The organism is Umezawaea sp. Da 62-37, assembly GCF_032460545.1.
Lineage (GTDB): Bacteria > Actinomycetota > Actinomycetes > Mycobacteriales > Pseudonocardiaceae > Umezawaea.
Window position 1 is genome coordinate 2,708,550 of record NZ_CP135965.1, and the last position, 26,089, is coordinate 2,734,638.

Sequence of the window (26,089 nt, forward strand, 5' to 3'; positions counted from 1 at the left end):
GGCGAGCCCCGTTCGATACCCCCCACGGCGATCGGCGGGTGGCTCCCCGTCCCGGAGCGCCGGACCGAGAGTGCGCGGACGATCGCCCCGCGCCGGTTGCGCGTCACCCTTCCAGCCGATCACGGCGCGCATTCGGCGCAATTCACGCCATAAGGGCACAATTCACACTTTCCGGTGACCGACCATTGTTTTCCCGGCCTACCGACTACCGTCGGACACGTCATCCCGAATCGCACTCCGCATTACGGGAAATGACTGAGAGAAAGGCACCGGATCAATGCGGACAGAGGCACTCGATCGCGTCACCCTGATCTTTTCCCTGCTCGACGCCAACGGCACCGGTCAACTGGAGGCCGACGACTTCGACATCATGGCGGGGAACGTGGTCCGGGCCGCGAGCGATTCCGACGACAAGGCGAAGCACGCGATGGTGACCGCGTTCCGCAGGTACTGGGAGACGCTGGCGGACGAGCTCGACGCCAACCGCGACGGCAAGGTCAGCTTCGACGAGTACACCGCCTGCGTGCTGTCCCCGGAGCGCTTCGAGGAGACCATCCGCGACTTCGCCGAGGCGCTCGCCGCGCTGGGCGACCCGGATGGCGACGGGCAGGTCGAACGCCCCGTCTTCCAGTCCCTGATGACGGCCATCGGTTTCGAACCGGGGAACGTCGACACCCTTTTCGACGCATTCCGCCCGTCCCCTTCCGATCGCATCACGGTCACGGCGTGGATCGCCGGGATCAAGGACTACTACAGCCCCGACAAAGCGGGGATCCCCGGCGACCACCTCGTCGGGAGCACGACGGCCTGACCGCGGTTCCCGACGAGGAAGGAGAACCGTGGAACCGGTCATCGGACTCGCGGTCGGCAGGGGAACAGGTCCGGAACTCGCGGCGGTGTTCGAACGGGTCCTGGACGGGATAGGCCGGTCGCACTCGATCGGGATCGACGTCGTGCGCTCACCCCGGACCTACCACTCCTACTTCTCGCTGAAGCCGGAAGGCGCGGTCGGGCGGATCCGCGAACTCACCCGCGAGGACGCGGAGCACTACGAGGCGTTCTGCCGGGAGCGGGCCGACAGCGGCACCACCGCGATCTTCCGCACGGCGATCAACGCCCAGTCGCTGTACCTGGTGCGGCAGCACCTCCAGGCGGTGAAGGTCGACGTCATCACCACGCCCACGGCGTCGCTGCTGATGGTCCGCGACGAGGCGCAGGGCTTCTACACCGGCGAGAACAGCCACACCCCCGGCGTGGTCACCCGGACCACGGAGTTCAGCCGGGAGATCACCGACAAGGTCATCGCCCACGCCCTGAAGCGGGCCCGGCGGGAGTGGCCCGACGGCGAGGTCGACCAGGTCGTCATGGCGTACAAGTTCCACCTGCTCGACGGCGCGCTCGACGAGTGGGTCACCGAGGCGTCCGCCCGGCACGGCGTGGAGATCCGGCTGTGCCAGCCGGACACCGTGAACCGCAACCTGATCGAGCACGGGCTGTCGCCGCGCACCGTGATCATCGCGGGCAACGAGTGGGGCGACATCATGCACGTGGTGCTGCTCGACCGGTTCGGCTCGGAGCGGCAGGAGAACCGCTTCACCGAGAACGTCCACCTGCACCCCGACGTGGCCGGGCTCGTCGAGTACCAGACCGTGCACGGCTCCGCGGACGACCTGGCGGGCCGGGACGTCGTCAACCCGGTGGCGACCGTGCGGGCCGCGGCGGCGATCGCCGAGCGGCACGCGGGCTGCACCGGCGCGATCCGGGCCGTGGAACGGGCGTTGGGGTCCATCGGGGCCCGCGGTGTCCTCACCCCGGACCTCGGCGGGCGGTCCTCGACCACCGAGGTGGTCGACGCGCTGCTGGACGTGCTGGAGGCCCCGGCCGGTCTGGTGGCGGGGTCGTGACCCCGAGGCAGGGCACCGCGCTGGTCGTCGTGGACCTGCAGAACGACTTCTGCACCGGTCCGGTCGCCACGTCCCGCTACCGCGGCTCCCCCGCGACGCTGAACGCCGTCACGACGAACACCGCGCGGGCCGTCGACGTGGCCAGGAGTCGCGGCACGGAGGTGCTGTTCGTCCGCTACCTCGGCGACGTCGAGCACCAGGGCCCGAGCTGGCGGCGGCGCGACCACGTGCTGGGCAAGCGGCCGAAGTGCCGGGAGGGCACGTGGGGCGCGGAGTTCCACAAGGTGTCCCCGGCGCCGGGGGAAGGGGTGTTCACCAAGCGCGTGTGCTTCGACGCGTTCCTCAGCGAGGGCTTCGAGGAGCACCTCGTCCGCAAGGACATCGGCCACCTGGTGTTCGCCGGCCTGTTCACCGACGTCTGCGTCGACTCGACCGCGCGCACCGGCTTCCAGAAGGGCTACCACATCACCGTCCTGACCGACTGCACCACCAGCATGCACCTGCCGGACGCGGACATCCTGCGTTTCATGAGCGTCGTCTACGGCGCCCGCACCACCACCCACGACATCCCGGACACCTGGTCGCCGGGCGGAGGAGAGGAGCACCCGTGGTCAGCACCGGCGTGGAGGACGGCGTCGGCCTGACGGCGCTGATGGTCGCCGCCGCCCGCGCGATCGAGACCCACCGGCACGACACCCTCGCACGCGATGTCTACGCCGAGCACTTCGTCCGCGCCGCGGCGGTTTCCGCCGACTGGCCGCTCCACCCTGCCGACGTCCACGACGGCGACGCCAACCCGCTCTGGGGCCGCATGGCCCGCTACTTCGGTCTGCGCACCAGAGTCCTGGACGACCACCTCGTCCGCGCGGCGCAAGCGGGCACCCGCCAGGTCGTCCTCCTGGGAGCGGGCCTCGACTCCCGCGCCTACCGCCTCGACTGGCCGCCCGGCGTCACCGTCTACGAACTCGACCAGCCGGAAGTGCTGACGTTCAAGCACAACGTCCTCACCGACCTGGAGGCCACCCCGCTCACGACCCGCGTCCCGATCCCCGTCGACCTGCGCGACGACTGGACCACCCCCCTGCTCGCCGCGGGCTTCACCCCGGCACTCCCCACCGCCTGGCTCGCCGAAGGCCTCCTCCTCTACCTCTCCGGCGCGGACGAGACCCGCCTCATCACCACCGTCGACCACCTCAGCCCACCGGGCAGCACCCTGGCGTACGAGGTCAAACCCCGCGACGAACACCCCCGAGCCCGCCTCAACCCCCTCTACGCCTACACGTTGCAGCACATCGGCCTCGACCTGCCCACCCTCTTCAACAAGGACGACCGCCCCGACTCCGCCACCACCCTCACCACGATCGGCTGGTCCACCACCAGCCACACCCCCTTCGACTTCACCCGCCTGCACGGCCGCGGCCCCCACCCCGAACCCGACGACGCCTTCGGCCGCAACCGCTGGGTGTTCGCGACCAAGGGGAGGTGATGGGCACGCTGCTCCTTGTGGGCGAATGAAGTGGCTCAACCGATGGCCACCGGACAATTTTGTTCTCGATATCACCGAAGGTGTGGCGGTCATGACGGCGTGAAGTGCGCTTTCGGCTTTACGCTGCTGGAGGGGACGGCGATGGACGCCGGCCGCAGAGGTCGGGTGGTATGGGTTGCACCGGAGATGACGATGAGGTGATCGTCCCGTCAGGGGCGACGTCGACCAACGACATCAGCGGCACGGCGGGCGGACCTGTCGTGCAGGCCGGGACCATCCACGGTGGTGTGCACTTCGGCGCCTCCGCACCGCCGGTCGCGATTCCCCGCCAGCTACCACGGGCTCCGGCCCACTTCACGGGTCGGACCCTCGAGTCCACCGAGTTGGACCGAACGGCGGCCGAGGCGGTGGGGCACCCCGCCCTCGTCGTCGTCTGCGGGACCGGCGGGGTGGGCAAGTCCGCGCTGGCTCTGCGGTGGCTCCACGACAACGTCGACCTCTTCCCCGACGGGCAGCTGTACGCCGACCTCGGAGCCTTCGGCGCGAGCGGGCCCACGTCCCCGACCGACGTGCTGGCCCGGTTCCTGCGGGCGTTGGGGATTCCGGCGCAGGACGTCCCGCTGGAACTGGCCGAGCAATCTTCCTTGTTCCGGTCGATCACCTCGAGCAGGCGATTGGTGGTCTTCGCGGACGACGCCGCCTCAGCCGCGCAGGTCAGACCACTGCTCCCCGCCGCGGGCAGTGTCGTGGTCGTGTCGAGCAGGTGGCGGTTGGCCGGGCTCGCGCTGGACGGCGCGCGCCTCGTCGTCGTGGAGGCGCTGGACCACGAAGCGGGTGTGTCGCTGCTGTCGCGCGCGCTCGGCCGCGACCGCGTCGACAACGAACCCGAGTCGGCCAGGGAGCTCGTGGCACTGTGCGCGGGTCTGCCGATCGCGCTGAGGGTCGTCGCAGCCCGGTTGTCGGTCAAGCCCCGTTGGCCACTGCACCGCGTGGTGGCTTCGATGCTCGACGAACGCAGGCGGCTGTCCGCCCTGACCGTGGACGGTGAACTGCCGGTGCAGGCCAGTTTCGACCTTTCCTACCAAGGGCTTTCGCCCGCGGCGGCCCGCCTGTACCGGCTACTCGGCCTCTACCCCGGTCTGGCGTTCACCGCGGGTCTCGCGGGCGCGGCCGGTGACGTGTCCGACGAGGAAGCCGAGGACCTCCTCGACGAGTTGGTGGACGCGAGCCTCCTGATCGACCTGGGTCCGGACCTCTACCGCTTCCACGACCTGCTGCGCCTGCACGCGGCGAGGCACGCGGACGACCACGAGGCCACCGACCCGCACGACCACGTGCTGCGGCGCGTGGTGGTCTGGCACCTGGACGCCACGACGGCGGCGGACCTGGTCGTCATGCCGCTCCGGCAGCGGTGGGGTCCGCGCTACGACCACGCCCGGCGACGCCCGCCCGCGTTCCCCGACGCGGTCGCCGCGCTCGACTGGCTGGAGGACCGATTACCCGACACGATGGCGGTGCTGCGCTTCGCCGCCGGACGGGAATGGGACGACGAGGTGTGGCAGCTGTGCGAAGCGCTTTGGGGATTCTTCCTGTACCGCAAGGACTACGGCGGCTGGCTCGCCGCGCACGCGCTCGGCGTCGACTCCGCGCACCGGGTGGGCAACCAGGTGGCGGAAGCCCGGATGCACGTCCAGCTCGGCTACGCGCACCTCAACCTGGAGGACTTCCGGATCGCCGCCCGCCACTTCACCTCGGCCCTCGAACTGGCCCGCTCGGCGGGCCACCCCGACAGCGAGGCCACCGCGTTGGAACACCTGGGACTGGCGGCCAAGGGCACCGGCGCGGTGCAGGACGCGGTGGACCACTTCACCGGAGCGCTGGCCATCGCCGAGTCACTCGGCCACCGGCGCTCCGCCGCCCTGCACCTGCGCCGGCTCGGTGAAACCCTGTCCGACGCCCACCGGCACGCGGAGGCGGTCGCGCCGCTGCTGCGAGCGGAGGCCCTGGCCGCCGACCTCGGCGACCAGGTGCTGCGGGCAAGGGCCTTGACCAGCAAGGCGATCGCCCTCCTCCACTTAGGACGGACGCCCGCCGCTCTCGCCGGAGCAAGCGAAGCGGTGGACGTCCTGAGCACATCCGGTTCCGACCACTACCACGCCGAGGCGTTGAAGGTGCTGGCCGACGTCCACCTGAGCACGGGGAACGTCGGCACCGCACGCGTGCACCTCCACCAGGCGGCCGCGCTCTACGCGCGTTCGTCCGGACCGCAAGCCGAGCACGTGCGGTCCTTGCTCGACGGGCTCGACCGCAACGTCGCCAACTCCTCGAGCGAGCGCCCGAAGACAACCCGGGAGTAGATCCACACCGACAGCGACGTCATCGACGCGTCGGACGCGGACAAGCCGACCACGGCCTCCTCCCCTCCGCGCACCAGGACCAGGCACCGGTGACACCCCCAGGGGGTCATCACCACCGTGGCACCCGGCAACGACGACAACGTCCCGCCCGCGGCCGCTCGGGCCTGCGCGCGGTCCTCCTGCGGCGCGCACAGGACGACATCGGCGAGCTGCAGCCATTCCTGCCGGGCAAGAGGGGCGTGGGCGAGGACGAGCCGGTCCCGCTCGCCGTCCCACTCCACCAGCACCACGCCCGGCACTCCGGCATTCGTCGTCGCGACGCTCAACATGCCTGGTCCAGTCCGTCGTTCCACCGGGTGATCGGGACCGGCAGGGGCACCGGACCGGAGACCGGCGCCTTCCACTCCGGTTCCTCCATGCGCAGCAAGGAGTAGATGGTCCGCCGGACCAGCGTGGCGGCCTGATCCGGCTGCGAGGTGATCCTCGCGGCCACCCCGGCGTACCGATCGGGCTGGTGCGCGGCGATCGCGTCGCACACCTGCCGGTCGACGGGACGCGTGCCGTCCAGCCGGTGCGAGAGGTCGCGCAACAGCGCGGTCAGGCTGCCGGGCGACTCGTCGTGCACCGACGCCGAGTTCATCAGCACCGGCACACCCAGCGCCGCCGCGTACACGGTGACCGACCCGTGGTCGCCGATGACCGCGTCGGCCGCGACCACCGCCGCGCGCCAGCCCTCCTCCGGCGGGAGCAGCGCGTGTCCGGCGTCGAGGTAGTCGGCGAGCCAGGACCGCACTTGCCAGGATCCGTGCAACGACCAGATGTTCGGGTGCAGCGCGGTGACGACCCGGAAGCGGTCGGCGGGCAGCTCCGCCGCGACCCGCGCGAAGAACTCCGGCTCACCACCCAGCAGGGAGTGGCGGGACCAGGTCGAACTCACGACGACAAGCGTCCGCCCTCCGCGCACGCCAAGAGCGTGCCGGTACCGCGCCCGAAAGGGAAGGCTCGCCACCAGCCGGTCGTAACAGGGATCGCCCACCACCGCGGCGCGCGGAACCGCCTCCGGGCACACCTCCCGCAACCGGTCCAGTTCCGCGTCGTGCGTGAGCAGCACCGCCGCGGGCACCACCCGACCGTCCCGGACCAGCAGCTCGCGGTCGAGCCCCGACGCCGCGCGGACACCTTCCTGAACACCGTCCCACGGACTCAGCCGCGACTTCACCATCCCCACGCCGTGCGGGGACACCAGCACCGGCGCGGGCACCCGGTGGATCTCCTGGAAGCTCGCCGCCAACGCCAGGTCGAACCGCATCCGCACGACCTGCTCCCACGGGAGCACCACACCACCCCAGCCGCGCACGTACTCCTCGACCCCGTGCCACGCGTCCGACATCGACGGCACCGTGAAAAGAATTTGCAATCTTTGATCGCCCGAAAGGAGCAACAACAGGTCGGCCAATCGTGTTCCGGCCGTCATGTGCGGCACCACCACCAATACGGTTCGACATCCCTCCCTGGTCAACCACCGGTCCGCGAACGGATTACCCGGAGTCTTCACCCACCCGTTTGAAACGCACATTTGCGGTCTCCCCACCCCGAACAGTCGTGATGAACAGACCATCCCGTGCGAGGTGTTCAACCGACTGTCACCGCGTATCCGCAGTTCAGTGGGCCCGACACTCGCGAATGGACAAAGCACTCCTCACATTCGGACGTTGTCATCAACGAACTGTCAGCCGGTTATCACATTCGACCGAATGAGCGCATTGCGCCACGAGGACGGCGAGAGCACACTTGCATTCCAGGTGCGGGGGTGGCGCTGATGGACATCGATTTTGCGATCCTGGGCAGGACCTCGTTGCGCATAGACGGGCGACTAGACGCGGGCTGGGGACCGCCGAAACTGCGCGCACTGCTGACCGCCCTGCTCATTCGACCGGGCGTCGCCGTGTCCTCGACCGAGCTGGCCGACTGGATCTGGAGCCCCGACGATCTTCCGAACAACCCGGAACAGGTCCTCTACCTGTACTCGTCGCGAATCCGAGGCATCCTCAGGCGATTGTCCAACGACACCGACATAGTCGTCGACAACCGCAATTTCCGCCTGGACGTGGACTCCAGGAAGATCGACTACTTCCACTTCCAGGACCGGGTGCGACATGCACGGGCCCACGCCCGCCGTGGGGACCACCAACGCGCGCTGGACACCATCCGCGAGGGGTTCGACCTCTGGGGCCACCGGCCGCTCGCCGACGGCGACGGCGAGGCGGCGGACGCCTGGCGCCGACGCATGCGGGAGAACGTCCAGATCCCCGCCTACGACACGCTCTTCGCCCAGCAGCTCGCGCTCGGCGAGGCGGACGCGGTACTCGCGAAGCTCGACGAGCTCGACATCGACCACCGGATGAACCTGGCGCTGTTCAAGCGAAGACTCGAAGCACTGCACGCCATGTCCCGCGCCGACGAGGCGACCAAGCAGTTCCTCACCGTGCACAAGGCACTTCGCGCGGACTTCGACGACATCGGAGCCAGGGACCTGCGCGAGTTCCACGACAGGCTGAAGGCGAACGGCGCGGCTCCACCGGTCGTTCCGGCCTTCGGCACGACGCAGACCCCGAACCAACTCCCCCCGGACGTCCGCAAGTTCTTCGGGCACGAGCAGCTGCTGGTCAAGGTGGACGCGGTGACCACGCGACCGGGTCTGCTCGTCGTCCACGGCGTCGGCGGCGTCGGCAAGACGGCCTTCGTCGTGCACTGGGCGCACACCGCCGCCAAGCGCTTCCCGGACGGCCTGCTCCACATCGACCTCCACGGCTATTCGAACGGGCCGGTGGTGGAACCGGCCATCGCGGTCGACCGCTTCCTGCAGGCGTTCGGCATCACCACCGACCGCATCCCCGAGCCCGAGCACCGGGCGACCAAGCTGCAATCCCTGCTGGCGGGCAAGCAGGTCCTGGTGCTGCTGGACAACGCCCGCGACACGGAACATGTGAGCCCCCTCCTCCCCCTGCTGACCTCCTGCGTGGTCGTGGTCGTCAGCCGCTCGCACCTCTCCGGTCTGGCCACACGGCAAACCCTTTACCGCTTCCCACTCACCCCACTCGACCCCGAACGGTCCTCCCACCTCCTCGCGGCCCACATCGACGACCGCGCCGAAACCGATCCGGAAGCACTCGTCAGGCTCGCCCGGCTGTGCGGCGGTCTGCCGATAGCGTTGAAAACGCTCGCCCAGTACATCGCCACGCGCCCCTCCGTGCCGCTGCACGTCTTCGTCCCCCACCTCACCCACCACCTGCGGCTGCTCGACATCGGGTCGGTCGGCGACGGCGCGAACCACGGCCCACGCGCGGTGTTCGCCCAATCGGTCCGAGCGCTCACCCCTGACGCCCAACGCCTTTTCCGCCTGCTCGGCATTCACCCCGGCCCGGACTTCGGCGTCGGCGTCGCGGCGGCCTTGGGGGGCGCGGGAGAACGAAGGACCGAGCTCGTCCTGGACGCCATGGTGGAGGCGAACCTGCTGGAAGTGTCGGGGACCCTGGGACGCTTTAAGTTCCACGACCTGGTGCGTGAGTTCGCCGCCGATCTCATCGAAAGCCCTGACGAACGGCGAGCGGCCGAGTCGCGGGTGCTGGACTTCTACATGAACACGGCCGAGAACGTCGACAAAGCTGTATTCCCGACCCAAGCACGGGTTCGCACGAACTCAACGGGGGACGAAAGCCTCGGAGTTCGATTCCAAGACGAACAATCGGCGCGAATGTGGTGCGTAGTGGAGCGGCACAACCTGACGTTCGCACTCAACCGCGCGGTTGCGGTCGGACACCTGCAGGCGGCACAATTGCCGCAGTTGATCGGCCAGACCTTACTGCGTCACGGTTATTTCGAAGAATCCTTGAAAATTTTGCACGTCGGCCTCTCGGCGGCCCAGTCGCGATCCGACGTCGAAGAAGAAGCCAATGCTCTGCACAATATTGCTCTAACCAACTTGCTGCGCCAAAGGTTCCGCGAAGCCGAGCACCACGTGCACCGCGCGCACATCAAGTACAACGAAATAGGGGATGAGGTGGGCATAGCCGCCTGCCTGCACACCGGCGCCCGAATCATGGTCGAGACCGGCAACGTCATCATGGGGATCGACTCCCACGAAAGAGCGCTCCGGATGTTCCGCCGCATCAGCGAGACGGGACTGGAACTGATCAGCCTCTACCGGACGGGGGAGGCTTACCAACGGGCGTCAGAATACGTGAAAGCAGCGTCCTACTACCGAGAGGCGCTGTCCCTCGCGCGCGACCAGGAGGACATCGTTGCGCAGGGCAGGACGCTTGTCCTGATGGGTTCCCTCGGCTTCGCGCGCAAGCAAGTCGCCGAAGCCCGCGACCACCTGCTCGCCGGGTTGTCCTTGGCCGCAGAGGTCCACGACATAGGCACGGCCGGGACCGCGTGCGGTCTACTCGCCGAGGTCGAACTCAAATGCGGCCGGATGTTCGAGGCAACGCAGTACGGACGCCAGTCCATTCGCCTGTGCGGCCGTGCCTTCGACTCCCGCGGTGAAGTGGCCGCCCTCGAGACCCTGGCGGCCATCTTCACGACAACCAGCCGTTACGAAGCGGCCGTCGAGGCCAGGGAGCATGCGAAAGCGATCCTGGATGACCTTGATCCAGGCCGCGACACCCTTGCCGGGTAGGCTGTGCGAGAGGTACTCACTTTCGCCGCTGACGTGCCCACGCAGGCGGAACCCGCCAGCACGACAGGGAGACGCTCGGCCAGGAGGCCTCGGGATGAGCATTTCGTCTTCCGACGAAACGATCGGCCCCCACGCAAGAAGATCCGATCGAGTCGCTGTCGCACGAGGAACTGTTGGCGACCCCGCCACTGACCACCCTGTCCAAGCCTCGGAAGCTTTGCGTCCAGTCGGGGCCCGGCAGGCCCGAGGGACGACGAGGCGAATCGCTCTATAGCACATGATGTGCAAAACCGCAGACCTTCGCGCTCACTGAACCCGTATGTGTAAGCTTCCCCGCAATCAGAGGGTTTTGACACGTACGTAAGTACGGACAGTAAGCACTTGACATTCGATCGAGTGTTCATCTCGCACGAAGGAGCTAGACCATCTTGATCCGCGCAACGGCAGTCGGACTTGCCGCCGCTCTGACCCTCACCTTTTCCGGAGGGGCCGCCCAGGCCGCCGCGTCTTGCCCCGGTAACGTCGCCGCTTATAGCACCAAGGGCGCTTCGACGGACAGCAAGGTGTGGCTTCAGCGGTGCGGTGGAGCGAATGGCAGTTCAGGAATGATGGTCTGAACATCAGCGGGTAAGCCCTTGGATCTCGGGTGAAAGAAGCCCGGAACCAATAGGACCCGAGCAGTACGGATGTCTTGGGAATCCATCTGCCGCACGAGCCTGGAGTCTCGGCAGTCGGGAATCGCACATGACCTACGCGACTTCCGACTGCCGGGCACATCCCCGGCACCGGGGTCCGTCACCTGGTTCGATGCCGCACCCCTGGCCGACGCTCCACCAGGAGAGGGCGCCGCGAGCGAACCTGCCAGCCGCCACCGCGCCGGGACAGCACCAGCGTGCGCGGTTCGACCGCGTGGCCACGGGAAGCCATCTCCGCACCACGGGCCCGAACGCCCGGCCCAGCATGGCTCCTCACCCGAACAGACGCGGGAATTCACTCCTTATCGGCACAATTGCGGCAAATTCGTTCCCTGTGAAAAACCCGTGATTGAACCCCCTCCTGACCTCGGGCAACCCTGTGCCTACCCCGCCTCCGGCGGGACAGGAGAGGAAGTCCCGATGAGACGTAGAGCGCTCCCTGCGGCGCTCGCGCTCGCTGTCAGCCTGTTCGGCATCGCCATGACCACCGCTGAGGCCCAGGCCTCCGCGTGCGGTGATCAGGTGATCGCCAACGGCGGCTTCGAGAGCGGCACCACCCCGTGGACCCAGACCTCTGGGGTCATCTCGGCCGCGACGACCGCGGAGCCCGCGCACAGCGGGACAACGGACGCGTGGTTGGACGGGTACGGCACGACCCACACGGACACGCTGTCGCAGTCGCTCGCCCTCCCTGCCGGGTGCGCTTCCGCGACGCTGTCCTACTGGCTGCACGTCGACACCAAGGAGACGACCACCTCCACCCAGTACGACAAGCTCACGGTGCAGGTCGGCACGGCCACCGTCGCGAGCTACTCCAACCTCGACAAGAACACCGGGTACGCCCAGGAGTCGTTCGACCTGTCGGCCTACCTCGGCCAGACGGTCGTGCTCAAGGTGACCGGTGTCGAGGATTCGGGGCTGGCGACGAACTTCCTGCTCGACGACTTCGCACTGACGACGGCCGGTGGCGGCGGCGCGCAGAACCCCTCGGTGACCAACCCCGGCAACCAGAGCACGCAGGTCGGTTCGGCCGTGTCGCTGAAGGTCCAGGCCTCCGACCCGCAGGGCGACGCGCTCACCTACAGCGCCACCGGTCTGCCCGCGGGGCTCGCGATCGCGTCGTCGACCGGGCTCGTCACCGGGACGCCGACCGCGGCGGGGACGTCCACGGTGACCGTCACCGCGAAGGACCCCGCGAACAACAGCGGCAGCACCACGTTCACCTGGACCGTCGGCGGCACGACGCCGCCGAACTCCACGCGCACGCCGATCAACCCGGCGTACACGGTGAACCTGACGTCGAACACCGCGGGCGACACGTGGACCGGGCACCAGTCGGTGAGCTTCACCAACGGCTCGTCGACCTCGCTGCCCGAGGTCTACCTGCGGCTGTGGGACAACTACCACGGCACCTGCCCGACGACGCCGATCACGGTCACCAACGTCACCGGCGGCACGCCGTCCGCGCTGAGCGTGAACTGCACCGCCCTGAAGATCACCCTGCCGAGCCCGCTCGCGCAGGGCCAGTCCGCGACCATCGGGTTCGACCTGCGGATCGTCGTGCCCAGCGGCGCCGACCGGTTCGGCCACGACGGCGCGTACAACATGATCGGCAACGCGCTGCCGGTGCTGGCCGTCCGCGACGGCGCGGGCTGGCACCTCGACCCGTACACCAACAACGGCGAGTCCTTCTACGCCCTCATCAGCGACTTCGACGTCACGCTCGTCCACCCGACGTCGCTGCTCACCCCCGCCACCGGCACGTCCACCGAGACGACCAGCGGCACCACCACCACGACCCGCGCCACCGCGGCCAAGGTGCGCGAGTTCGCCTGGGCTGCGGGCCCGTTCTCGAAGATCTCCGGCACGTCGGCCAAGGGCTTCAAGGTCAACGTGTTCGGGGTCAGCGGGATCACCAGCGGTGACGCCAACTCCATGCTCACCCTGGCCAAGGACGCGCTGGACGTCCACTCGGGACGGTTCGGCGACTACCCGTACCAGGAGATGGACGTCGTACTGGACAACAACTTCTGGTTCGGCGGCATGGAGTACCCCGGCTTCGTCCTCGACCTCGTGTCCACCACGGCGCTCCCGCACGAGCTGGCGCACCAGTGGTTCTACGGCATCGTCGGCGACGACGAGTACAACTCGCCGTGGCTGGACGAGAGCTTCACCGACTACGCCACCGACCTCTACAAGGGCATCACCGGTAGCGGCTGCGGCATCACGTGGCAGTCGACCGCGGAGAAGCTGACCAACTCGATGGCCTACTGGGACGCGCACTCCTCGCGCTACTCCACCGTCATCTACAACTACGGCAAGTGCACGCTGCACGACCTGCGCAGGCTCATCGGCGACACCGCGATGGCCAACCTCCTGAAGACCTACGCGCAGTCCCACTGGTACGGCGTCTCCACCACCGCCGAGTTCAAGGCCGCCGCACAAGCGGCCGCGGGCTCGACTGACCTGACGTCCTTCTGGACCCAGCACCGCGTCGAGGGCTGACGCACCGGACCGGTGGCGTGGGGAGACCTCCGCCACCGGTCCGCCCGCCGGGGCGGGCGGATGTGCGATCCTCGACCAGGCAGCCTCACCACCGAGGCCCCCGGACGAGCGGCGCCGTACCCGGCCGGACAAGACGGCGCTCCGGAGGCCCGTCATGTCCTGGCTCGTTCTCATCGCGTCCGGTGTGCTGGAAGCCGTCTGGGCCACCGCGCTCGGCAGGTCCGACGGCCTCACCCGCCCCCTCCCGACCGCGATCTTCGGCGCGGCCCTCCTGCTCAGCATGGGCGGCCTGGCGTTCGCCATGAGGGACCTGCCGGTGGGCACGTCCTACGCGGTGTGGGTCGGCATCGGCGCCTCCCTCACCGTCGCGTACGGCATGTGGACCGGCACGGAGACCACGTCCCTCGCGAAGATCCTGCTCGTGACGGGCATCGTGGCGTGCGTGGTGGGCCTGAAGCTGCTGCACTGACCCGATGCGTGTCTCCTGGACCTTGAGCCAGGGATGGGGCAGACCATGTCAAGTGCTCGATCGACATGACTTGCGTGATGAGGAACGGAAACGGCTTCGGCCGCTGCTGCCGATGAATCCGAGTCGTGGCGGTCGACGGACCGACCACCAGGCCATAATCAACCGCGCGTTCTGGCGCACCCGCACCAGCAGCCCTTGGCGGGACATGCCCGCCGACTACGGCCCCCGGCTCACGGTCGGCGAACGGCAGATCGGTGGTCTACCGACGGCACCGGAGCCCGGATCCTGGACAGGTTGCGCGCCGGGTGCGTCCATGAGGGAATCGGGCTTTCCGGCGACGGGCTGAACAGCGAAATCCGCCTGGTCGCCGTCCGGCGATGCCCTCCGATCTCCGGCGAACCTGCTCCGAACAGTCGCGATCCGCTGCGACAAGCTTGAAGTGGTGCACCGGAGCGCCATCGACGTGGCGTCGATCAGGATTTGGCTCCGCGACCCGGTTCAGTGATTCGCGAACCAGGCCCTAGTCCGCGGGTCCGCGCAGCGTCAGCACGACGCGCAGCACCTGTTCCACGGCCGACGGGAACACCGCGCCCCGCAACTCCCCGCGGACGGCCAGGTTCCGCGAGGCGAACTCCACCTCGCCCTCCGGCCCCATCCGCCGGACGACCAGCGCGGCGATCTCCTCCAGGTCAAGGCCGGGGTTGTCGAGCCGGGTCAGGGCGAACTCCACGATCAGTTCCTCGTCGGTCACGTTCCCTCCACGCCACGGAGTTTAGTCCTCACCGGACGGGCACGCCGTGAACCCGGTCGGGGCAACCACCGCGGCCGATCAACCGTCCTGATCACGTGGACACCAACCGGCGCATGCCGATCATCACCGCCGCCGCCGCCGTCATCGCGGTGGCGGCCGCGATCGCCCAGTACGCCATCCCCGCGGTGGTGCCGGCGCTGGAACGCAGCCGGACCGGTGTGGTGGCAGGCGAGTGGTGGCGACTGGTGACGCCGCTGCTGGTCCAAACCCTGGGCTGGTACCAGGTGGTGCTGAACCTGGTCACCCTGGCGCTGGTCGGCGTGGTCGTCGAACGGGCGGTGGGCCACGGCCGGTGGGTGGTGCTGTTCGCGGCGGGGGCGCTGGGCGGTCAGTTCGCCGCCTACGCGACCCGCGAACCCGGCGGCGGCGACTCCATCGCCATCTGCGGCCTCGCGGGCGGCATGATCGTCTGGCTGCTGGCGAGCCGCCCCGCCGACCGCTGGGCCGCCTGGATCGTCGTGGGCTACGTCGCCGCGCTGGCGGGCTGGGGGTTCGGCGGGGTCCGGGCCGCCGCCGTGGCGTCCCTGGTGGCCATGGTCGCGCTGGTCGTCGTGCCGGACAAGCGCTTCACCCTCGCCGTCACCGCGGTCTGCGCGATCGCGATGGCCTCGGCCTACGACCTGCACGGCGTCTCCCTGGTGTCCGGGATGATCGCCGGGATCCTGATCGCGCCGTGGCGTCAGCGCGGCGCGCAGGCCATCCCGGTCACCGGTCTGTCCACTCCGGACACGATCGCTCCCCAACTCGTCGACGCGCCCGCCGCCAACGACCCGTTGTAGTTCTGGTTGACCGCGACGACCTGCCCGCCCGACTGGTTCACCACCGCGTTCCACGGGGTGGTGAACCGCTGGGACCCGTCGACGGAGAACGTCGTCCGCCACCCCGACAACGGCTTCGCCCCGGTGTTGCGGACCGTCACGTCCACCTGCCGCCCGCCCTGCCACGAGTTCACGACCCTGTAGGTCGCGGTGCACGCGGCCTGCAGGGCTTTGACCGTGGTCTTCGGCGCGACCGGCGCGACCGGCGCGGCAGGCGCGGCGCGCGCGGTCGTGGTGGTCGTGACCACCGCGGTCGTGGTCGGCACCACCGAGGACGACGACGCCGTGGTGGTCGGCACGGCGGCGGAACCCCACGTCTCCGAGGACGGCGCCTCCGTCGTGTAGTCCACCTCCGCGTAGGTCTCCGAGCACCCCGACGAGCACGTGGCGGGCAGCGAGAACCGGTACACCCGACCCTGCTCCACCAGCGAGTCCGACGCGTCGCGCACGCGGACGCGGTAGTCCGTCCCGCCCTTCTCCGTGGGCCCCAGGATGAACGACTGGCCCATGTCGCCGTTGGGCAGCGCCCGCTGCCAGCCGCCCTCGGGCCCCAGGTACTCCACGCCGTGGACGCCGTTGCGCAGGTGCGACACGGCGATGACGGGCTTGGCCCGCCCGGCGTCGCGCAGGAAGCCGATCCGCAGGTCGCCGCTGTAGTCGGGGGTGGGCACGTAGGACCACGACACGTGCCGGTTGTTCCAGTGGTCGGGGTCGATGTGGCCGACGGGCGCGCCGTCCTTGGTGAACCACGCCAACGACGAGGTGGACACTCCGAGGTGGTCGGGGTCGTCGCGGCACCACGCGCTCGGGTCGGCGCAGCCGTCGGCGACGACCATGATCAGCGTGGCGCCGTTGAACTCGTCGGAGATCCAGGAACCCTCGCGGCAGAACGGCTGCCCCTGCGCGCCGTCGTTGACCCCGGTGCACCGGTTGCCGATCGTCACCTGGACGAACCTGCCGCAGTTGCGGCCGTTCTCGAACCGTCCGATGCGACCGGACTCCGACGGCGACAGCGGGCGGGTGCGCGTCGAGTAGTCGCCGGGGGTGTCGAACACGTTGAGGGACACGAAGTTCGGCGAGTCCAGCACCCCCTGCGGCACGCCGCAGCCGCCGTAGGTCGACGCGAACCCGGAGAAGTGGGTGGCGTTGCCCTTCACCGACGGGGCGCTGCTCGCCGGTTCGCGGCCCGTCACCAGGACGGCGCCGACCACGACGACGACGGCCGCCAGTGCCGCCGCGGCGAGCACGGCGTTGCGGGTGGTGCGCCTGCTGGGTGGGGCCGCGATGATCACTTCGCCCTCTCGCGAACCGGGCGCGCGCGGCGGGCCCGACCCGGCTGGTGATCGACTGGGAGCGGGCCCAGACTTCTCACCGGCGCGCGCCGTGTCAAGGACTTCCCGAAAGCCGTCAGAACCGCCGGTCGAGGTCCGGGGCGGCGGCGGGCCTGCCCAGGTAGTACCCCTGGGCCTGGTCGCAGCCGAGTCTTCGCAGCGTGTCGAGCTGGAGCACGTGCTCGACGCCCTCCGCGACCACGGTGAGGTCGACGGCGTGGGCCATCGCGATGACGCTCGTGACGATGGCCTCCGCGTCGTCGGACTTGCCGAGCCCCGCGGTGAACGACTGGTCGATCTTCAGGATGTCCAGCGGGAGCGTCAGCAGCTGGGCGAGCGAGGAGTACCCGGTGCCGAAGTCGTCGATGGCGAGCCGGACGCCGAGGTCCCGCAGCGCGGCGAGGGTGCGGGCGGCGGAGGCGGGGTCGCGCATCAGCGCGCTCTCGGTGAGTTCCAGGCACAGCGCGCCCGACGGCAGCCCGGTCGTGCGCATCGCGTCCCGCACGGACGCCACCAGGTGCGGGTCGTCGAGCTGGCGCGCGGACAGGTTCGCGGTGAGCAGCAGGTCCGGGTTGTGGGCCGCCCGCAGGTCGACGATCCCCCTGGTCGCCATGCGGAGCATGTGCGCGCCGACGATGTTGATCAGGTCGCTGTCCTCGGCGAGCCCGATGAACTCCCCTGGGGGGATGAGGCCGTAGCGGGGGTGCGACCAGCGCAGCAGGCCCTCGACCATGGTGGCGCGACCGGTGCGGAGGTCGACGATCGGCTGGTAGGCCACCCACAGCTCGTCCTTGCGGGGCGCCTCGCGCAGGTCCTGCTCCAGCCGCAGCCTGCGCTGGGTGCGCTCGCGCAGGTCGACGTCGAAGAACGCCAGCCTGCCCCGGCCGCGGGTCTTCGCCTCGTACATCGCCAGGTCGGCGTCGCGGAGCAGGTCCGCGCCGTCGCGCGGGTCGTCGGCGTCCGCGACCACGATGCCGACGCTCGCGTCGATGTGCAGGTTGCGGCCGTCGACGGAGATCGGCCGGTTCAGCTCGCCGCGGATGTGGTCGACCAGCGCCGTCGCCTCCTCCGGACTGGTGGTGCCGTGCGCGATGACCGCGAACTCGTCGCCGCCGAGCCTGCCGACGACGTCGCCGCGGCGCACGCTCTGGCTCAGCCGCAGGCCGAGGACCTGGAGGACCTTGTCGCCCGCGCTGTGGCCGAGCGAATCGTTGATGATCTTGAACTTGTCGAGGTCGATGAACAGCACCGCGGTCAGGCCGGAGCGGTGCTGGCGGGAGGCCCTGCTGAGCCGCTCGATGATCACGGTCCGGTTGAGCAGCCCGGTCAGCGCGTCGTGCGTCGCCTCGTGCTCCAGCATCCCGTCGAGCAGCCTGCGCTCGGTGATGTCGGTGAACGACACGACCGCGGCCGACGGCCCGTCGCCGACGGAGTCGAGGGCGTGGCAGCTCAGCGACAGCCAGATGCGCGCCCCGTCCGCCTTGTCCAGCGAGAGGATCCGGCCGTTCTGCGCCTCCCCGGTGAGCCGGGTGCGGGCCGACAGGTAGTTCGACGCGGGCAGCCGCGCGCCCGCCTCGTCGTACAGCTCGGCCAGGGTGGTCGGCAGGCCGACGATCTGCTCCTCGGTGACCCCGAGGATGCGCTCGGCCGCGCGGTTGGCCGATTCGACCAACCCGGTGGGGCCCACCACGATGACGCCCTCCTCCAGGGCGGCCACCACGGTGGTGAAGTGCTGCTCGGCCCGCCTGCGCGCGGTCTCGTCGGCGCAGATCAGCACGTAGCCGTCGGCCATCCTGGCCACCGAGACCCGGACCGCGAGGCTGCCGCCGTCGGCCCCGCGGTGGACGGCCTGCTCGACGCCGCCCGCCTCCAGGATGGCCGCGGGGTCGAGGGGCGCGTCGACCACGAGGTGGATGGGCTGCCCGATCGCCTCGGCCGCCGACCGGCCGTACACCGCCTCGGCGGTCGGGTTCCAGCTCGTCACCAGCCCGTCGGCGGTGGTCGCGACCAGCGCGTCGCTCACGTGGGCGACCAGCGCGGCCTGGTAGTGCAGCGCGGCGGCGGCCGCCAGGCGGGCGGTCACGTCCCGCATGATCACCTGGAACGCCGGGCGCCCCTCCCAGGTCGTGCGCACGGACACCGACTCGATGTCGAGGGTGCCGCCGTCGAACCTCAGGAGGACGGCCTCGGCCGGGTCGCTCGTGGCACCCGGCACGCCTAACTCGGAGATCCGGTGCAGCATCGGGGACACCGAGTCGGCGTGGACGAAGTCGGTGATCGGCCTGCCCACGATGTCGGCGGGCGAGTCGGCCCGCAGGAACCGCACCGTGGCCGGGTTCGCGTACACCACCTGCCCGGCCTCGTGCACCACGATCGCCTCCGGCGACAGCTCGACCAGCAGCCGGTACCGGTCGGCCAGGTCGGTGAGCGCCTGCTGCTGCTCGTGCCGCGCCGTCACGTCGGTGGCGATGCCGACCAGCCGCCTGCTCTCCGGGTGCTCCGAGATGCGGGCCCGGAACTGGATCCAGCGGACCTCCCCGCCGGGGGTCTCGCACGGCTGTTCCAGCTCGAAGTCCTGCCACACCGGGGCGGTCTTCGCGGCGACGGTCAACGGGGCCACCAGCCCGGTCAGCGCGGCCTCCACCACGGCGTCGTCCGCGCCCGGCACGCCCAGCACCTCGTCGAGCCCCGACATCCACGTGACGGCGTCGGTGACCAGGTCGAACCACCACGCCACGGCCTGTCCGGCGGACAGCGCCAAGCCGACGACCAGCTCACGGTCGGATCCGACGTCGCCCATGAGTTCCTTCACGTCCTGGCTCCCGGCCCCGTTGTTCCGTCCGATTCGCCGTGGTGTTGGCATCGTGGAGTACTACTACACCGTCCGCGCAAAGCCCACCCATCCGAGGCGCACGGTGTGTCGTTATAGCCGGTCGCTGCCACGGGCACCGCCGAGGGTGGGCTTCCGGGCGGTCCACGCAGGTCAGTCCACTGTGGAATACCGCGCCCGATGGTACTCGGAACCTGCCCGAACGTGCCCGGAACGGCCCCTGCCGCACCGCTGGGACCGTTACCATCGGTGGAGTTGGCGGTGGAAACGGTGCGTCGCGGCGCATTCGGGTGGTGTCTTGCGGCTCCACTGGCGAGCCTCCGGCCAACACGAGTCCACACGGCTGCCCGTGCCCCGATCGGCGGATCGCCCGTCGCGGTTCCGATGTCAGCGGTGTCGGCCCTCGAGTCGGGAGGGAACGGGATGGTAGCGCGAGGTGTGGGGATCTGCGGGATCGGTGTCGTCAGCGGCTACGGATGGGGTCGCGAACCCCTGTGGGAGGGGTTGCTGAGCGGCAAGCCGGCCGCCACGGTCGTGCCGGGGCTCGGGATGACCGACGACACGGCGTGGGCGGCGCGCGTGCCCGACGGCGGTGATCCGGTGGACGGTCGCAGCCGGTTCGCCCGAGCGATGCGCGCGGCGGCCAGGGAGGCCATCCGGGACGCGGGCGACCGCGGCTGGCGCCCAGGCAGACGGGTCGGTCTGCTGCACGCCGTGGTGCTGGGCGAAGTGGACCTGTGGCGCGACTTCTACACCACCCGCGGCGGCTCCGTGCCGGTGCGGGAGTACCTGGCGCTGATGCCCTCGACGCCGATGTCCATGTTCATGAGGGAGTTCGGGTTCCACGGTCCGGCGATGAACGTCTCGGCCATGTGCGCCTCCGGCAACGCGGGCCTGATCACGGCGAAGTCCTGGCTGGACGCGGGGCTCGTCGACGACGTGGTGTTCGTGGCCACGGACCTGTCCGTCACGCCGGAGAACCTGTCGCACTTCGTCCGGCTCGGCGTCGCGATCGCCGACTCCGAACCGCTGGACGCGTGCAGGCCGTTCCAGCAGGGCAGCCGGGGCTTCGTCATGGGCGAGGCGTCGGTGTCCTTCGTGCTCTCCCGCAGGTCGGACCGCCCCTACGCCCACACCCTGGGCGGTGCGATGACGCACGACGCCTACCACGCGACCTCGATCGACCCGACCCTCACCCACGTCACCGAGTGCTTCCAGGACGCCCTGGCCAACGCCGGGGTGCCCGCGTCGGCCGTGCGCTACCTCAACGCCCACGGGCCCGGCACCGCGCAGTGCGACCTCGCCGAGGCCACCGTCCTGGACCGGCTGTTCCCGGAGGACACCGAGGTCTACTCGGTGAAACCGCTCACCGGGCACTGCCAGGGCGCGGCGTCCGCCGTGGAGGTGGCGGTCACCGCGCTGGGCTACGACCGCGGCGTGGTGCCCGCGCCGCCCACCGTCGCCCCCGGACACCCGCGCCTGCTCAACGGCCCTTCGCCGATCGACGGTGGCATCACCGTCAAGTCCTCGCTCGGCATGGGCGGCCACAACTCCGTGGTCGTCCTCGCACCCCCGTCGTAGCACCGCCGCACACGACCGCGGCCCGCCGGCTGAGCCGGCGGGCCACGTCCACAAGCACCGATCAGGTGTTCGTCACGACCCCACGTCGTACCTGCGGGTCACCCCGCCCGACACGATCCCGTCCGGAGTCCGGCTCGACGCGGTGAGCTCGAACGCCCCGGTCCACGGTGACGTGAAGGTGAACCCCGCCCTGCCGTCCGGTCCGACCGGTGCGACCTGCGGCGGGTTGGACGCGATCGCCCACAGCACCTCGTGCGAACCCGGCAGCGACGGCGTCACCACCAACTCGATCGGCTGCCCGGCCTTGGCCGTCGACGGACCGTCCGCCGGGAACTGGGGGCTGGTCACGACCGGCGGCAACTTCCCGACGCGGATGTTGTACGACTTCTCGTCGGTCACGACACCCGCCGCGGTCACCCCGCTCACGCGCAGGTAGAAGTCGCCGGGCGCGCGCGGAGCCCATTGGACCTCCGCGGTGACCCCCGTGACCGTCCGCTCCGCCTCGCCCGCGAACGAGTACCGGTAGGAGACCACCGGCAGCCTCGGCGAGGAGAACGCGAAGGTCCCGGTGACACCGGGACCGCCCGACTCCCGGTACTCGGCGTAACCGGCGCTGGTCACGGTGGGCGCTGGTGCCTCCGACTCGATGGACATCTCGGTCCACCCCGACCGGAAGCCTGCCCCGTTCACGCTCGCCACGCGCACGTCGAACCAGCCCGCCGTGACCGGGGTGTACTCGAAGGTGAGCGTCCCGTCCGCGGCGGCGGGCGCCGACACCTCGGGCTCCTCGCCGATCCGGTACGCGTACGACACCACACCCGTCCGATCGGGCGTCACCGTGAAGACCCGCTTCTGCCCGACCAGACCGGACCAGACGTCGACGTCCACCCACGGTCGCACCTGGTCGACGCGGAAGGAGTCCTCGGTGATCCCGGACTTGAAGCCCGAGCCGTCCACCGTCCACACCACCAGCTCCTGCTGGTACTCCGACGGGTCGGGGAAGGCGAGCGTCACGCGCCCCGTCCGGTCCGCGCCGACCGGGAGGGTCTGCTCGGCACCGTCGTCGACCCGGTAGACGAACGTCGTCGCACCCTCCTGGGTGGCGGTGAACACGACGTCGGCGGGTGTTCCGATCTCGAACCACGGCAACTGGACCCACGGCGCCGTGCTCCGCACCCAGTACCGGTAGGACCGGCCGGGAGAGCGGTTGCCCGCGCGGTCGATCCCGGTGACCCCGATGTGGACCGGACCGTCCGTGGTGGGCGTGACCGTCACCGTCGCGGAGCCGCCGGGCCGGTCGGCCGCCACCCTGCCGCCGCGGATGCCGATCCCGTCGTACTCGAACTCCAGCACGTCCTGGTCGCCGCCCGCGTCGAACGTGAAGTCGCCGGGCACGCCGTCACCGCCGTCACCGGGCGGTCCGCCGTTCTCCCGGTACACCGTGGACGTGACCGCCGGGGCGTTGGCGGGCCCGGTGCGGTCCACCGTGAACACGCACGGCGCCGACCACTCGGAGTTGGCGAAGCCGTCCTCGGCGCGGGCGGCGAAGGCGTAGGTGCCGCCGTCCTGGAGCATGCCCTCGGGGAACCACCCGTGGAGCCCGCCCGAGGCGGAGGTCGCGACCTCGACCCGCCGGTCCGGCGCGTCCACCGGCCAGAACGCCAGCCGCCCGTCCAGCCCGTACCCGCCGTCCGGGTCGCTCACCGCCGCCGACACCTGCGGCCGGTCGCCGATCGACAGGTACGGCGTCCCGCCGGTGCACGGCCGGTAGTCCACGACCAGGTTCGTCGGCACGGCGGGCGGCGTGTTGAAGGTCGTGTTCAGCACCGCGTAGGTCTCGTGGGTGCGGCCGTAGGCCACGTCGTCCTGGAACTCCTCGGCGACGCGGACGGCGACGGTGAGCGACGGACGCCCCTCGGCGACGGCCTGCTTGACCGCGTCGAGGACGTTCCAGCTGATCCACGGCGTCGCGCACTCGTCCGTGCCGCCGGGCCCCACGGCCCTGGACACCTCGCGGGGCGGGTGCGCCCACGTGATCGCGGCCGACGGCTCGACCACCCACACCTCGGTCGCGCGCGGCTTCGCGCAGTCGTTCGCGGACCGCTCCGGCGTGCGGATCGACGCCGTGAACAGCTGCGTGCCCGTGAACCGGGCGAGGTCGAAGGTGAAGTAGGACTTGCCGACGTGCTGCTCGCCCGCGGCGTCCCGCCACGCGCCGACCCTGGCGTCACCGGTCGTGACGGCCTGGTCGGGCAGGCGGGAGTCGGTGCCCGACCACGAGGTCGACCGCGACGAGTCCGAGTTCGGTTGCTGCGCACCGGAAGCGACACCCGGTACCACCACAAGGCCGCCGATCAAGGCAGCGGCCAGCACCCCGGTGCGCAACGCGCGCACGGGTCTTCCGGACAACCCCATATCCCCCCTCGGGACACGCGGACGGGCGTTCTGCCGCGTCCGCCACCGCGAGGATCCCGGACGGAGGAGGCGCCTGTCCGGGTTTTCCCGGATCCTGTCCGGGCGGATGTCCTTCCCGGACAACGCTTTCCGGACCGCCGGGTGGTCAGCCGCGCAGCTCGGCGCACAACGACGGGGTGCACGGCCGCGCGGTGCGGGCGGTCTCGCCGACCTGGACGAGCTCCCGGTCGGCGAGCACGACGAGGTGCTCGGTCGGTCCGGTGCTGAAGCTGGTGTGCGCCACCCCCAGCGGGACGCGGACGAAGTCGCCGGGTCCCAGCTCGACCACCCCGCGCTGCGACACCAGCGTGCGCCGACCGCTGACCTGGTACTGGACCTCGTCGGCGTCCAGGGTTCGGCGGTAGGCGCGGCCGTCCGACGGCGGCAGGAGCACGCTGCCCAGCCGGAACGAGCCGGAGCCGTACAGCCAGGTCACCCCTGGGGTCGTGGCCTTGGCGAACACCCGCATCCGCTCCCGCTCGACGTGCACCCGGTCGAGCAGGAGCCGCTCGTCGACCGGGAACACCACGACGTCGTGACCGGGTCCGCCCATGCACTGGGTCACCGCCTCGTTCGCGGGTTTCGCCACCCAACCGGGGAACGGCGGGAACACAGCTTCCGACATGCGGACGGCCTCGGCCGGTTCAGCCACCGGGGCGGGGGCGTAGAACAGGAGGTGGCTCTCCCCCCGGCCGTGGTTGTCGTGCCCCACGCCCCTCGGGATGCGCGAGAACTCCCCCGGCCGGTGCTCGACCACGCCGAGCTCGGTCATCAGCGTCCGCTCCCCCGCGATCTGGTAGCCGATCTCGTCCACGTCGCAGTTGCGGTGGTAGAACGGCTGCCGCCCGTTCATCTTCTGCCACTCCACGCGCAGCCCGTCGTTCTCGTAGACGCACCGGGGCGCCGCGAACGCCTCGGCGACGTACTCCTGCGGGTGGTGCACGACCCGCAGCGGCTCGTGGTCGCTCCAGAGCTCCATCGGCAAGCGGCTGGAGTGCGGCGGGGCGAGCAGCAGTTCCTCGTCCCGCTCGACGACGCGCAGCGGCTCGTCCGACCCGATCAGCGCGAGCACCTCGGTGACTGTTCCCATGGCTCCTTCTCCCTTGATGACGGGTTCGACCTCCGACGAGGATCGGTCGGAAATCGCCGATGCGGATAGCGATCGGGCCATCGGCGCGGGAACCCGACATGATGGCGATCGTGAAGAGGGAATCCGTCGTCCTCGACGACGTGGACCGCGGCCTGCTGCACGCGCTGGACGTCGACGGCCGGGCGTCGTTCGCGCGCATCAGCGAGGTCCTGGGCGTCTCGGACCGCACGGTGGCGCGGCGCTACGCCCGGATGCGCGAGACCGGACTGGTCCGCCTGGTCGGCGAGGTCGACGCGATCCGGCTCGGCGGCGCCGAATGGGTCATCCGGGTGCAGTGCAAGCCGGGGTCCGCGATGGAGGTGGCGACCGCGCTGGCCCGCCGCGAGGACACCCGCTGGGTGCACCTGCTCTCCGGCGGCACGGAGATCTGCGCGAGCCTGCGGTCGTGGTCGCTGGAGGAGCGCGACGAGCTGATCCTGCAACGGTTGCAGCGCACCGCCCCGGTCGTGTCGGTGACCGCGCACAGCGTGCTGCACATCTTCGGCCAGGACCGGCCCGACCCCGACGGCCTGGGCTGCCTGGACGCCGGGCAGATCGCGGCCCTGCGCCCGGCGCGCGGCAACGCCGACCACGTCACCCTGACCGACGCCGACCGCCCGCTGATCCAGGCGCTGGCGGCGGACGGCCGGGCGCCCTACCCGGTGCTGGCCGCCGCGACCGGGTGGTCGGAGTCCACGGTCGCCCGGCGGATCGACGCCCTGCGCGCCGCCGGGCTGCTGTACTTCGACGTGGACGTCGACCTGTCCCTCGTCGGCTACCGCACGGACGCCCGGCTGTGGATCTCCGTGCCGCCCGCGCACCTCGCCGAGACCGGCGCCGCGCTCACCGCGCACCCCGAGGTGGCCTTCTGCGCCGCGACGACCGGCGCCACCAACCTGCTGGTCTCCGCTGTGTGCCGCGACAGCCAGGACCTCTACCGCTACCTCACCGAGCGGGTCGGCGCGCTGCCCCACGTGCGCGGCGTCGAGACCGCACCGGTCATCCGCACCGTCAAGCGCGCGGGGCCGTGGACCTGAC

General features: G+C 70.4%; 19 protein-coding genes and 1 riboswitch. Of the genes, 12 read left to right on the forward strand and 7 right to left on the reverse strand.

The annotated features are described in order from the left end of the window. Nucleotides 1-277: 277 nt before the first annotated feature. From RM788_RS11710 to RM788_RS11730, 5 genes are all read left to right on the forward strand, one after another. Nucleotides 278-811: an EF-hand domain-containing protein gene (locus tag RM788_RS11710; RefSeq protein ID WP_315931642.1), complete on the forward strand. Its 534-nt coding sequence runs from the start codon at nucleotides 278-280 to the stop codon at nucleotides 809-811. Between the two features lie 28 nt (nucleotides 812-839). Then, nucleotides 840-1,904 carry an isocitrate/isopropylmalate family dehydrogenase gene (locus RM788_RS11715; protein WP_315931643.1) on the forward strand — a complete coding sequence of 355 codons (1,065 nt, stop codon included), beginning with the start codon at nucleotides 840-842 and terminating at the stop codon, nucleotides 1,902-1,904. Beyond that, on the forward strand, nucleotides 1,901-2,548 hold the full coding sequence (locus tag RM788_RS11720) for a cysteine hydrolase family protein (RefSeq protein WP_315931644.1): 648 nt from the start codon (nucleotides 1,901-1,903) through the stop codon (nucleotides 2,546-2,548). The genes RM788_RS11715 and RM788_RS11720 overlap by 4 nt, the downstream gene beginning before the upstream one ends. After that, entirely contained in the window at nucleotides 2,512-3,390 is an 879-nt protein-coding gene (locus RM788_RS11725) for a class I SAM-dependent methyltransferase (protein ID WP_315931645.1), read from the forward strand. Before RM788_RS11720 ends, RM788_RS11725 begins: the two co-directional genes overlap by 37 nt. 170 nt (nucleotides 3,391-3,560) lie before the next feature. Continuing rightward, nucleotides 3,561-5,747 carry a tetratricopeptide repeat protein gene (locus RM788_RS11730; protein WP_315931646.1) on the forward strand — a complete coding sequence of 729 codons (2,187 nt, stop codon included), beginning with the start codon at nucleotides 3,561-3,563 and terminating at the stop codon, nucleotides 5,745-5,747. Here RM788_RS11730 and RM788_RS11735 read toward each other — a convergent pair. Both RM788_RS11735 and RM788_RS11740 read right to left on the reverse strand, forming a co-directional pair. Further along, the gene (locus RM788_RS11735) at nucleotides 5,636-6,076 is read right to left on the reverse strand and encodes a hypothetical protein (RefSeq protein ID WP_315931647.1); all 441 of its coding nucleotides are present in this window, start codon (nucleotides 6,074-6,076) and stop codon (nucleotides 5,636-5,638) included. The two genes, RM788_RS11730 and RM788_RS11735, sit on opposite strands and share 112 nt — an antisense overlap. Further along, complete coding sequence (locus RM788_RS11740) at nucleotides 6,070-7,137, reverse strand: hypothetical protein (protein WP_315931648.1); 1,068 nt, start codon at nucleotides 7,135-7,137, stop codon at nucleotides 6,070-6,072. Before RM788_RS11740 ends, RM788_RS11735 begins: the two co-directional genes overlap by 7 nt. A gap of 429 nt (nucleotides 7,138-7,566) precedes the next feature. On the opposite strand from RM788_RS11740, the gene RM788_RS11745 reads away from it, so the two are divergent. From RM788_RS11745 to RM788_RS52960, 4 genes are all read left to right on the forward strand, one after another. Then, complete coding sequence (locus RM788_RS11745) at nucleotides 7,567-10,428, forward strand: AfsR/SARP family transcriptional regulator (RefSeq protein WP_315934614.1); 2,862 nt, start codon at nucleotides 7,567-7,569, stop codon at nucleotides 10,426-10,428. Nucleotides 10,429-11,543: 1,115 nt separating this feature from the next. After that, nucleotides 11,544-13,628 carry a putative Ig domain-containing protein gene (locus RM788_RS11750; protein ID WP_399343382.1) on the forward strand — a complete coding sequence of 695 codons (2,085 nt, stop codon included), beginning with the start codon at nucleotides 11,544-11,546 and terminating at the stop codon, nucleotides 13,626-13,628. A gap of 77 nt (nucleotides 13,629-13,705) precedes the next feature. Further along, nucleotides 13,706-13,771, forward strand: a riboswitch (guanidine-III (ykkC-III) riboswitch). A gap of 11 nt (nucleotides 13,772-13,782) precedes the next feature. Further along, on the forward strand, nucleotides 13,783-14,097 hold the full coding sequence (locus RM788_RS11755; RefSeq protein ID WP_315931649.1) for a DMT family transporter: 315 nt from the start codon (nucleotides 13,783-13,785) through the stop codon (nucleotides 14,095-14,097). 4 nt (nucleotides 14,098-14,101) lie between these two features. Further along, nucleotides 14,102-14,443 carry a transposase gene (locus tag RM788_RS52960; protein ID WP_399343385.1) on the forward strand — a complete coding sequence of 114 codons (342 nt, stop codon included), beginning with the start codon at nucleotides 14,102-14,104 and terminating at the stop codon, nucleotides 14,441-14,443. 174 nt (nucleotides 14,444-14,617) lie between these two features. On the opposite strand, the gene RM788_RS11760 is transcribed toward RM788_RS52960, so the two are convergent. Further along, nucleotides 14,618-14,848 (reverse strand): hypothetical protein, encoded by a 231-nt coding sequence (locus RM788_RS11760; protein ID WP_315931650.1) that lies wholly within the window; start codon nucleotides 14,846-14,848, stop codon nucleotides 14,618-14,620. 113 nt (nucleotides 14,849-14,961) lie between these two features. Between RM788_RS11760 and RM788_RS11765 the strand changes: the two genes are divergently transcribed. Next, entirely contained in the window at nucleotides 14,962-15,687 is a 726-nt protein-coding gene (locus RM788_RS11765; RefSeq protein ID WP_315931651.1) for a rhomboid family intramembrane serine protease, read from the forward strand. On the opposite strand, the gene RM788_RS11770 is transcribed toward RM788_RS11765, so the two are convergent. Both RM788_RS11770 and RM788_RS11775 read right to left on the reverse strand, forming a co-directional pair. After that, nucleotides 15,588-17,018, reverse strand: coding sequence for a cellulose binding domain-containing protein (locus RM788_RS11770; protein WP_315931652.1), 1,431 nt, complete (start codon nucleotides 17,016-17,018; stop codon nucleotides 15,588-15,590). The genes RM788_RS11765 and RM788_RS11770 overlap by 100 nt on opposite strands. 115 nt (nucleotides 17,019-17,133) lie before the next feature. After that, nucleotides 17,134-19,857 (reverse strand): sensor domain-containing protein, encoded by a 2,724-nt coding sequence (locus RM788_RS11775; RefSeq protein ID WP_399344966.1) that lies wholly within the window; start codon nucleotides 19,855-19,857, stop codon nucleotides 17,134-17,136. Between the two features lie 453 nt (nucleotides 19,858-20,310). On the opposite strand from RM788_RS11775, the gene RM788_RS11780 reads away from it, so the two are divergent. Further along, nucleotides 20,311-21,468 carry a beta-ketoacyl synthase N-terminal-like domain-containing protein gene (locus RM788_RS11780; RefSeq protein WP_315931654.1) on the forward strand — a complete coding sequence of 386 codons (1,158 nt, stop codon included), beginning with the start codon at nucleotides 20,311-20,313 and terminating at the stop codon, nucleotides 21,466-21,468. 72 nt (nucleotides 21,469-21,540) lie between these two features. Here the strand turns inward: RM788_RS11780 and RM788_RS11785 are convergent, their stop codons facing one another. After that, on the reverse strand, nucleotides 21,541-23,877 hold the full coding sequence (locus RM788_RS11785) for a hypothetical protein (protein WP_315931655.1): 2,337 nt from the start codon (nucleotides 23,875-23,877) through the stop codon (nucleotides 21,541-21,543). Between the two features lie 151 nt (nucleotides 23,878-24,028). Beyond that, a complete protein-coding gene (locus tag RM788_RS11790) occupies nucleotides 24,029-25,012 on the reverse strand; it encodes a cupin domain-containing protein (protein WP_315931656.1) in 984 nt (327 codons plus the stop codon). 110 nt (nucleotides 25,013-25,122) lie between these two features. Here RM788_RS11790 and RM788_RS11795 point away from each other — a divergent pair, with 110 nt between their 5' ends. Beyond that, nucleotides 25,123-26,088: an Lrp/AsnC family transcriptional regulator gene (locus RM788_RS11795; RefSeq protein ID WP_315931657.1), complete on the forward strand. Its 966-nt coding sequence runs from the start codon at nucleotides 25,123-25,125 to the stop codon at nucleotides 26,086-26,088. Nucleotide 26,089 lies beyond the last annotated feature (1 nt).

Bases quoted from the DNA above. Each gene is read 5' to 3' on its own strand.
- RM788_RS11710 (WP_315931642.1), top strand. From the start codon at position 278: ATGCGGACAGAGGCACTCGATCGCGTCACCCTGATCTTTTCCCTGCTC.
- RM788_RS11730 (WP_315931646.1), top strand. From the start codon at position 3,561: ATGGGTTGCACCGGAGATGACGATGAGGTGATCGTCCCGTCAGGGGCG.
- RM788_RS11735 (WP_315931647.1), bottom strand. From the start codon at position 6,076: ATGTTGAGCGTCGCGACGACGAATGCCGGAGTGCCGGGCGTGGTGCTG.
- RM788_RS11740 (WP_315931648.1), bottom strand. From the start codon at position 7,137: ATGTCGGACGCGTGGCACGGGGTCGAGGAGTACGTGCGCGGCTGGGGT.
- RM788_RS11745 (WP_315934614.1), top strand. From the start codon at position 7,567: ATGGACATCGATTTTGCGATCCTGGGCAGGACCTCGTTGCGCATAGAC.
- RM788_RS11750 (WP_399343382.1), top strand. From the start codon at position 11,544: ATGAGACGTAGAGCGCTCCCTGCGGCGCTCGCGCTCGCTGTCAGCCTG.
- RM788_RS11755 (WP_315931649.1), top strand. From the start codon at position 13,783: ATGTCCTGGCTCGTTCTCATCGCGTCCGGTGTGCTGGAAGCCGTCTGG.
- RM788_RS52960 (WP_399343385.1), top strand. From the start codon at position 14,102: ATGCGTGTCTCCTGGACCTTGAGCCAGGGATGGGGCAGACCATGTCAA.
- RM788_RS11765 (WP_315931651.1), top strand. From the start codon at position 14,962: ATGCCGATCATCACCGCCGCCGCCGCCGTCATCGCGGTGGCGGCCGCG.
- RM788_RS11775 (WP_399344966.1), bottom strand. From the start codon at position 19,857: ATGGGCGACGTCGGATCCGACCGTGAGCTGGTCGTCGGCTTGGCGCTG.
- RM788_RS11780 (WP_315931654.1), top strand. From the start codon at position 20,311: ATGGTAGCGCGAGGTGTGGGGATCTGCGGGATCGGTGTCGTCAGCGGC.
- RM788_RS11790 (WP_315931656.1), bottom strand. From the start codon at position 25,012: ATGGGAACAGTCACCGAGGTGCTCGCGCTGATCGGGTCGGACGAGCCG.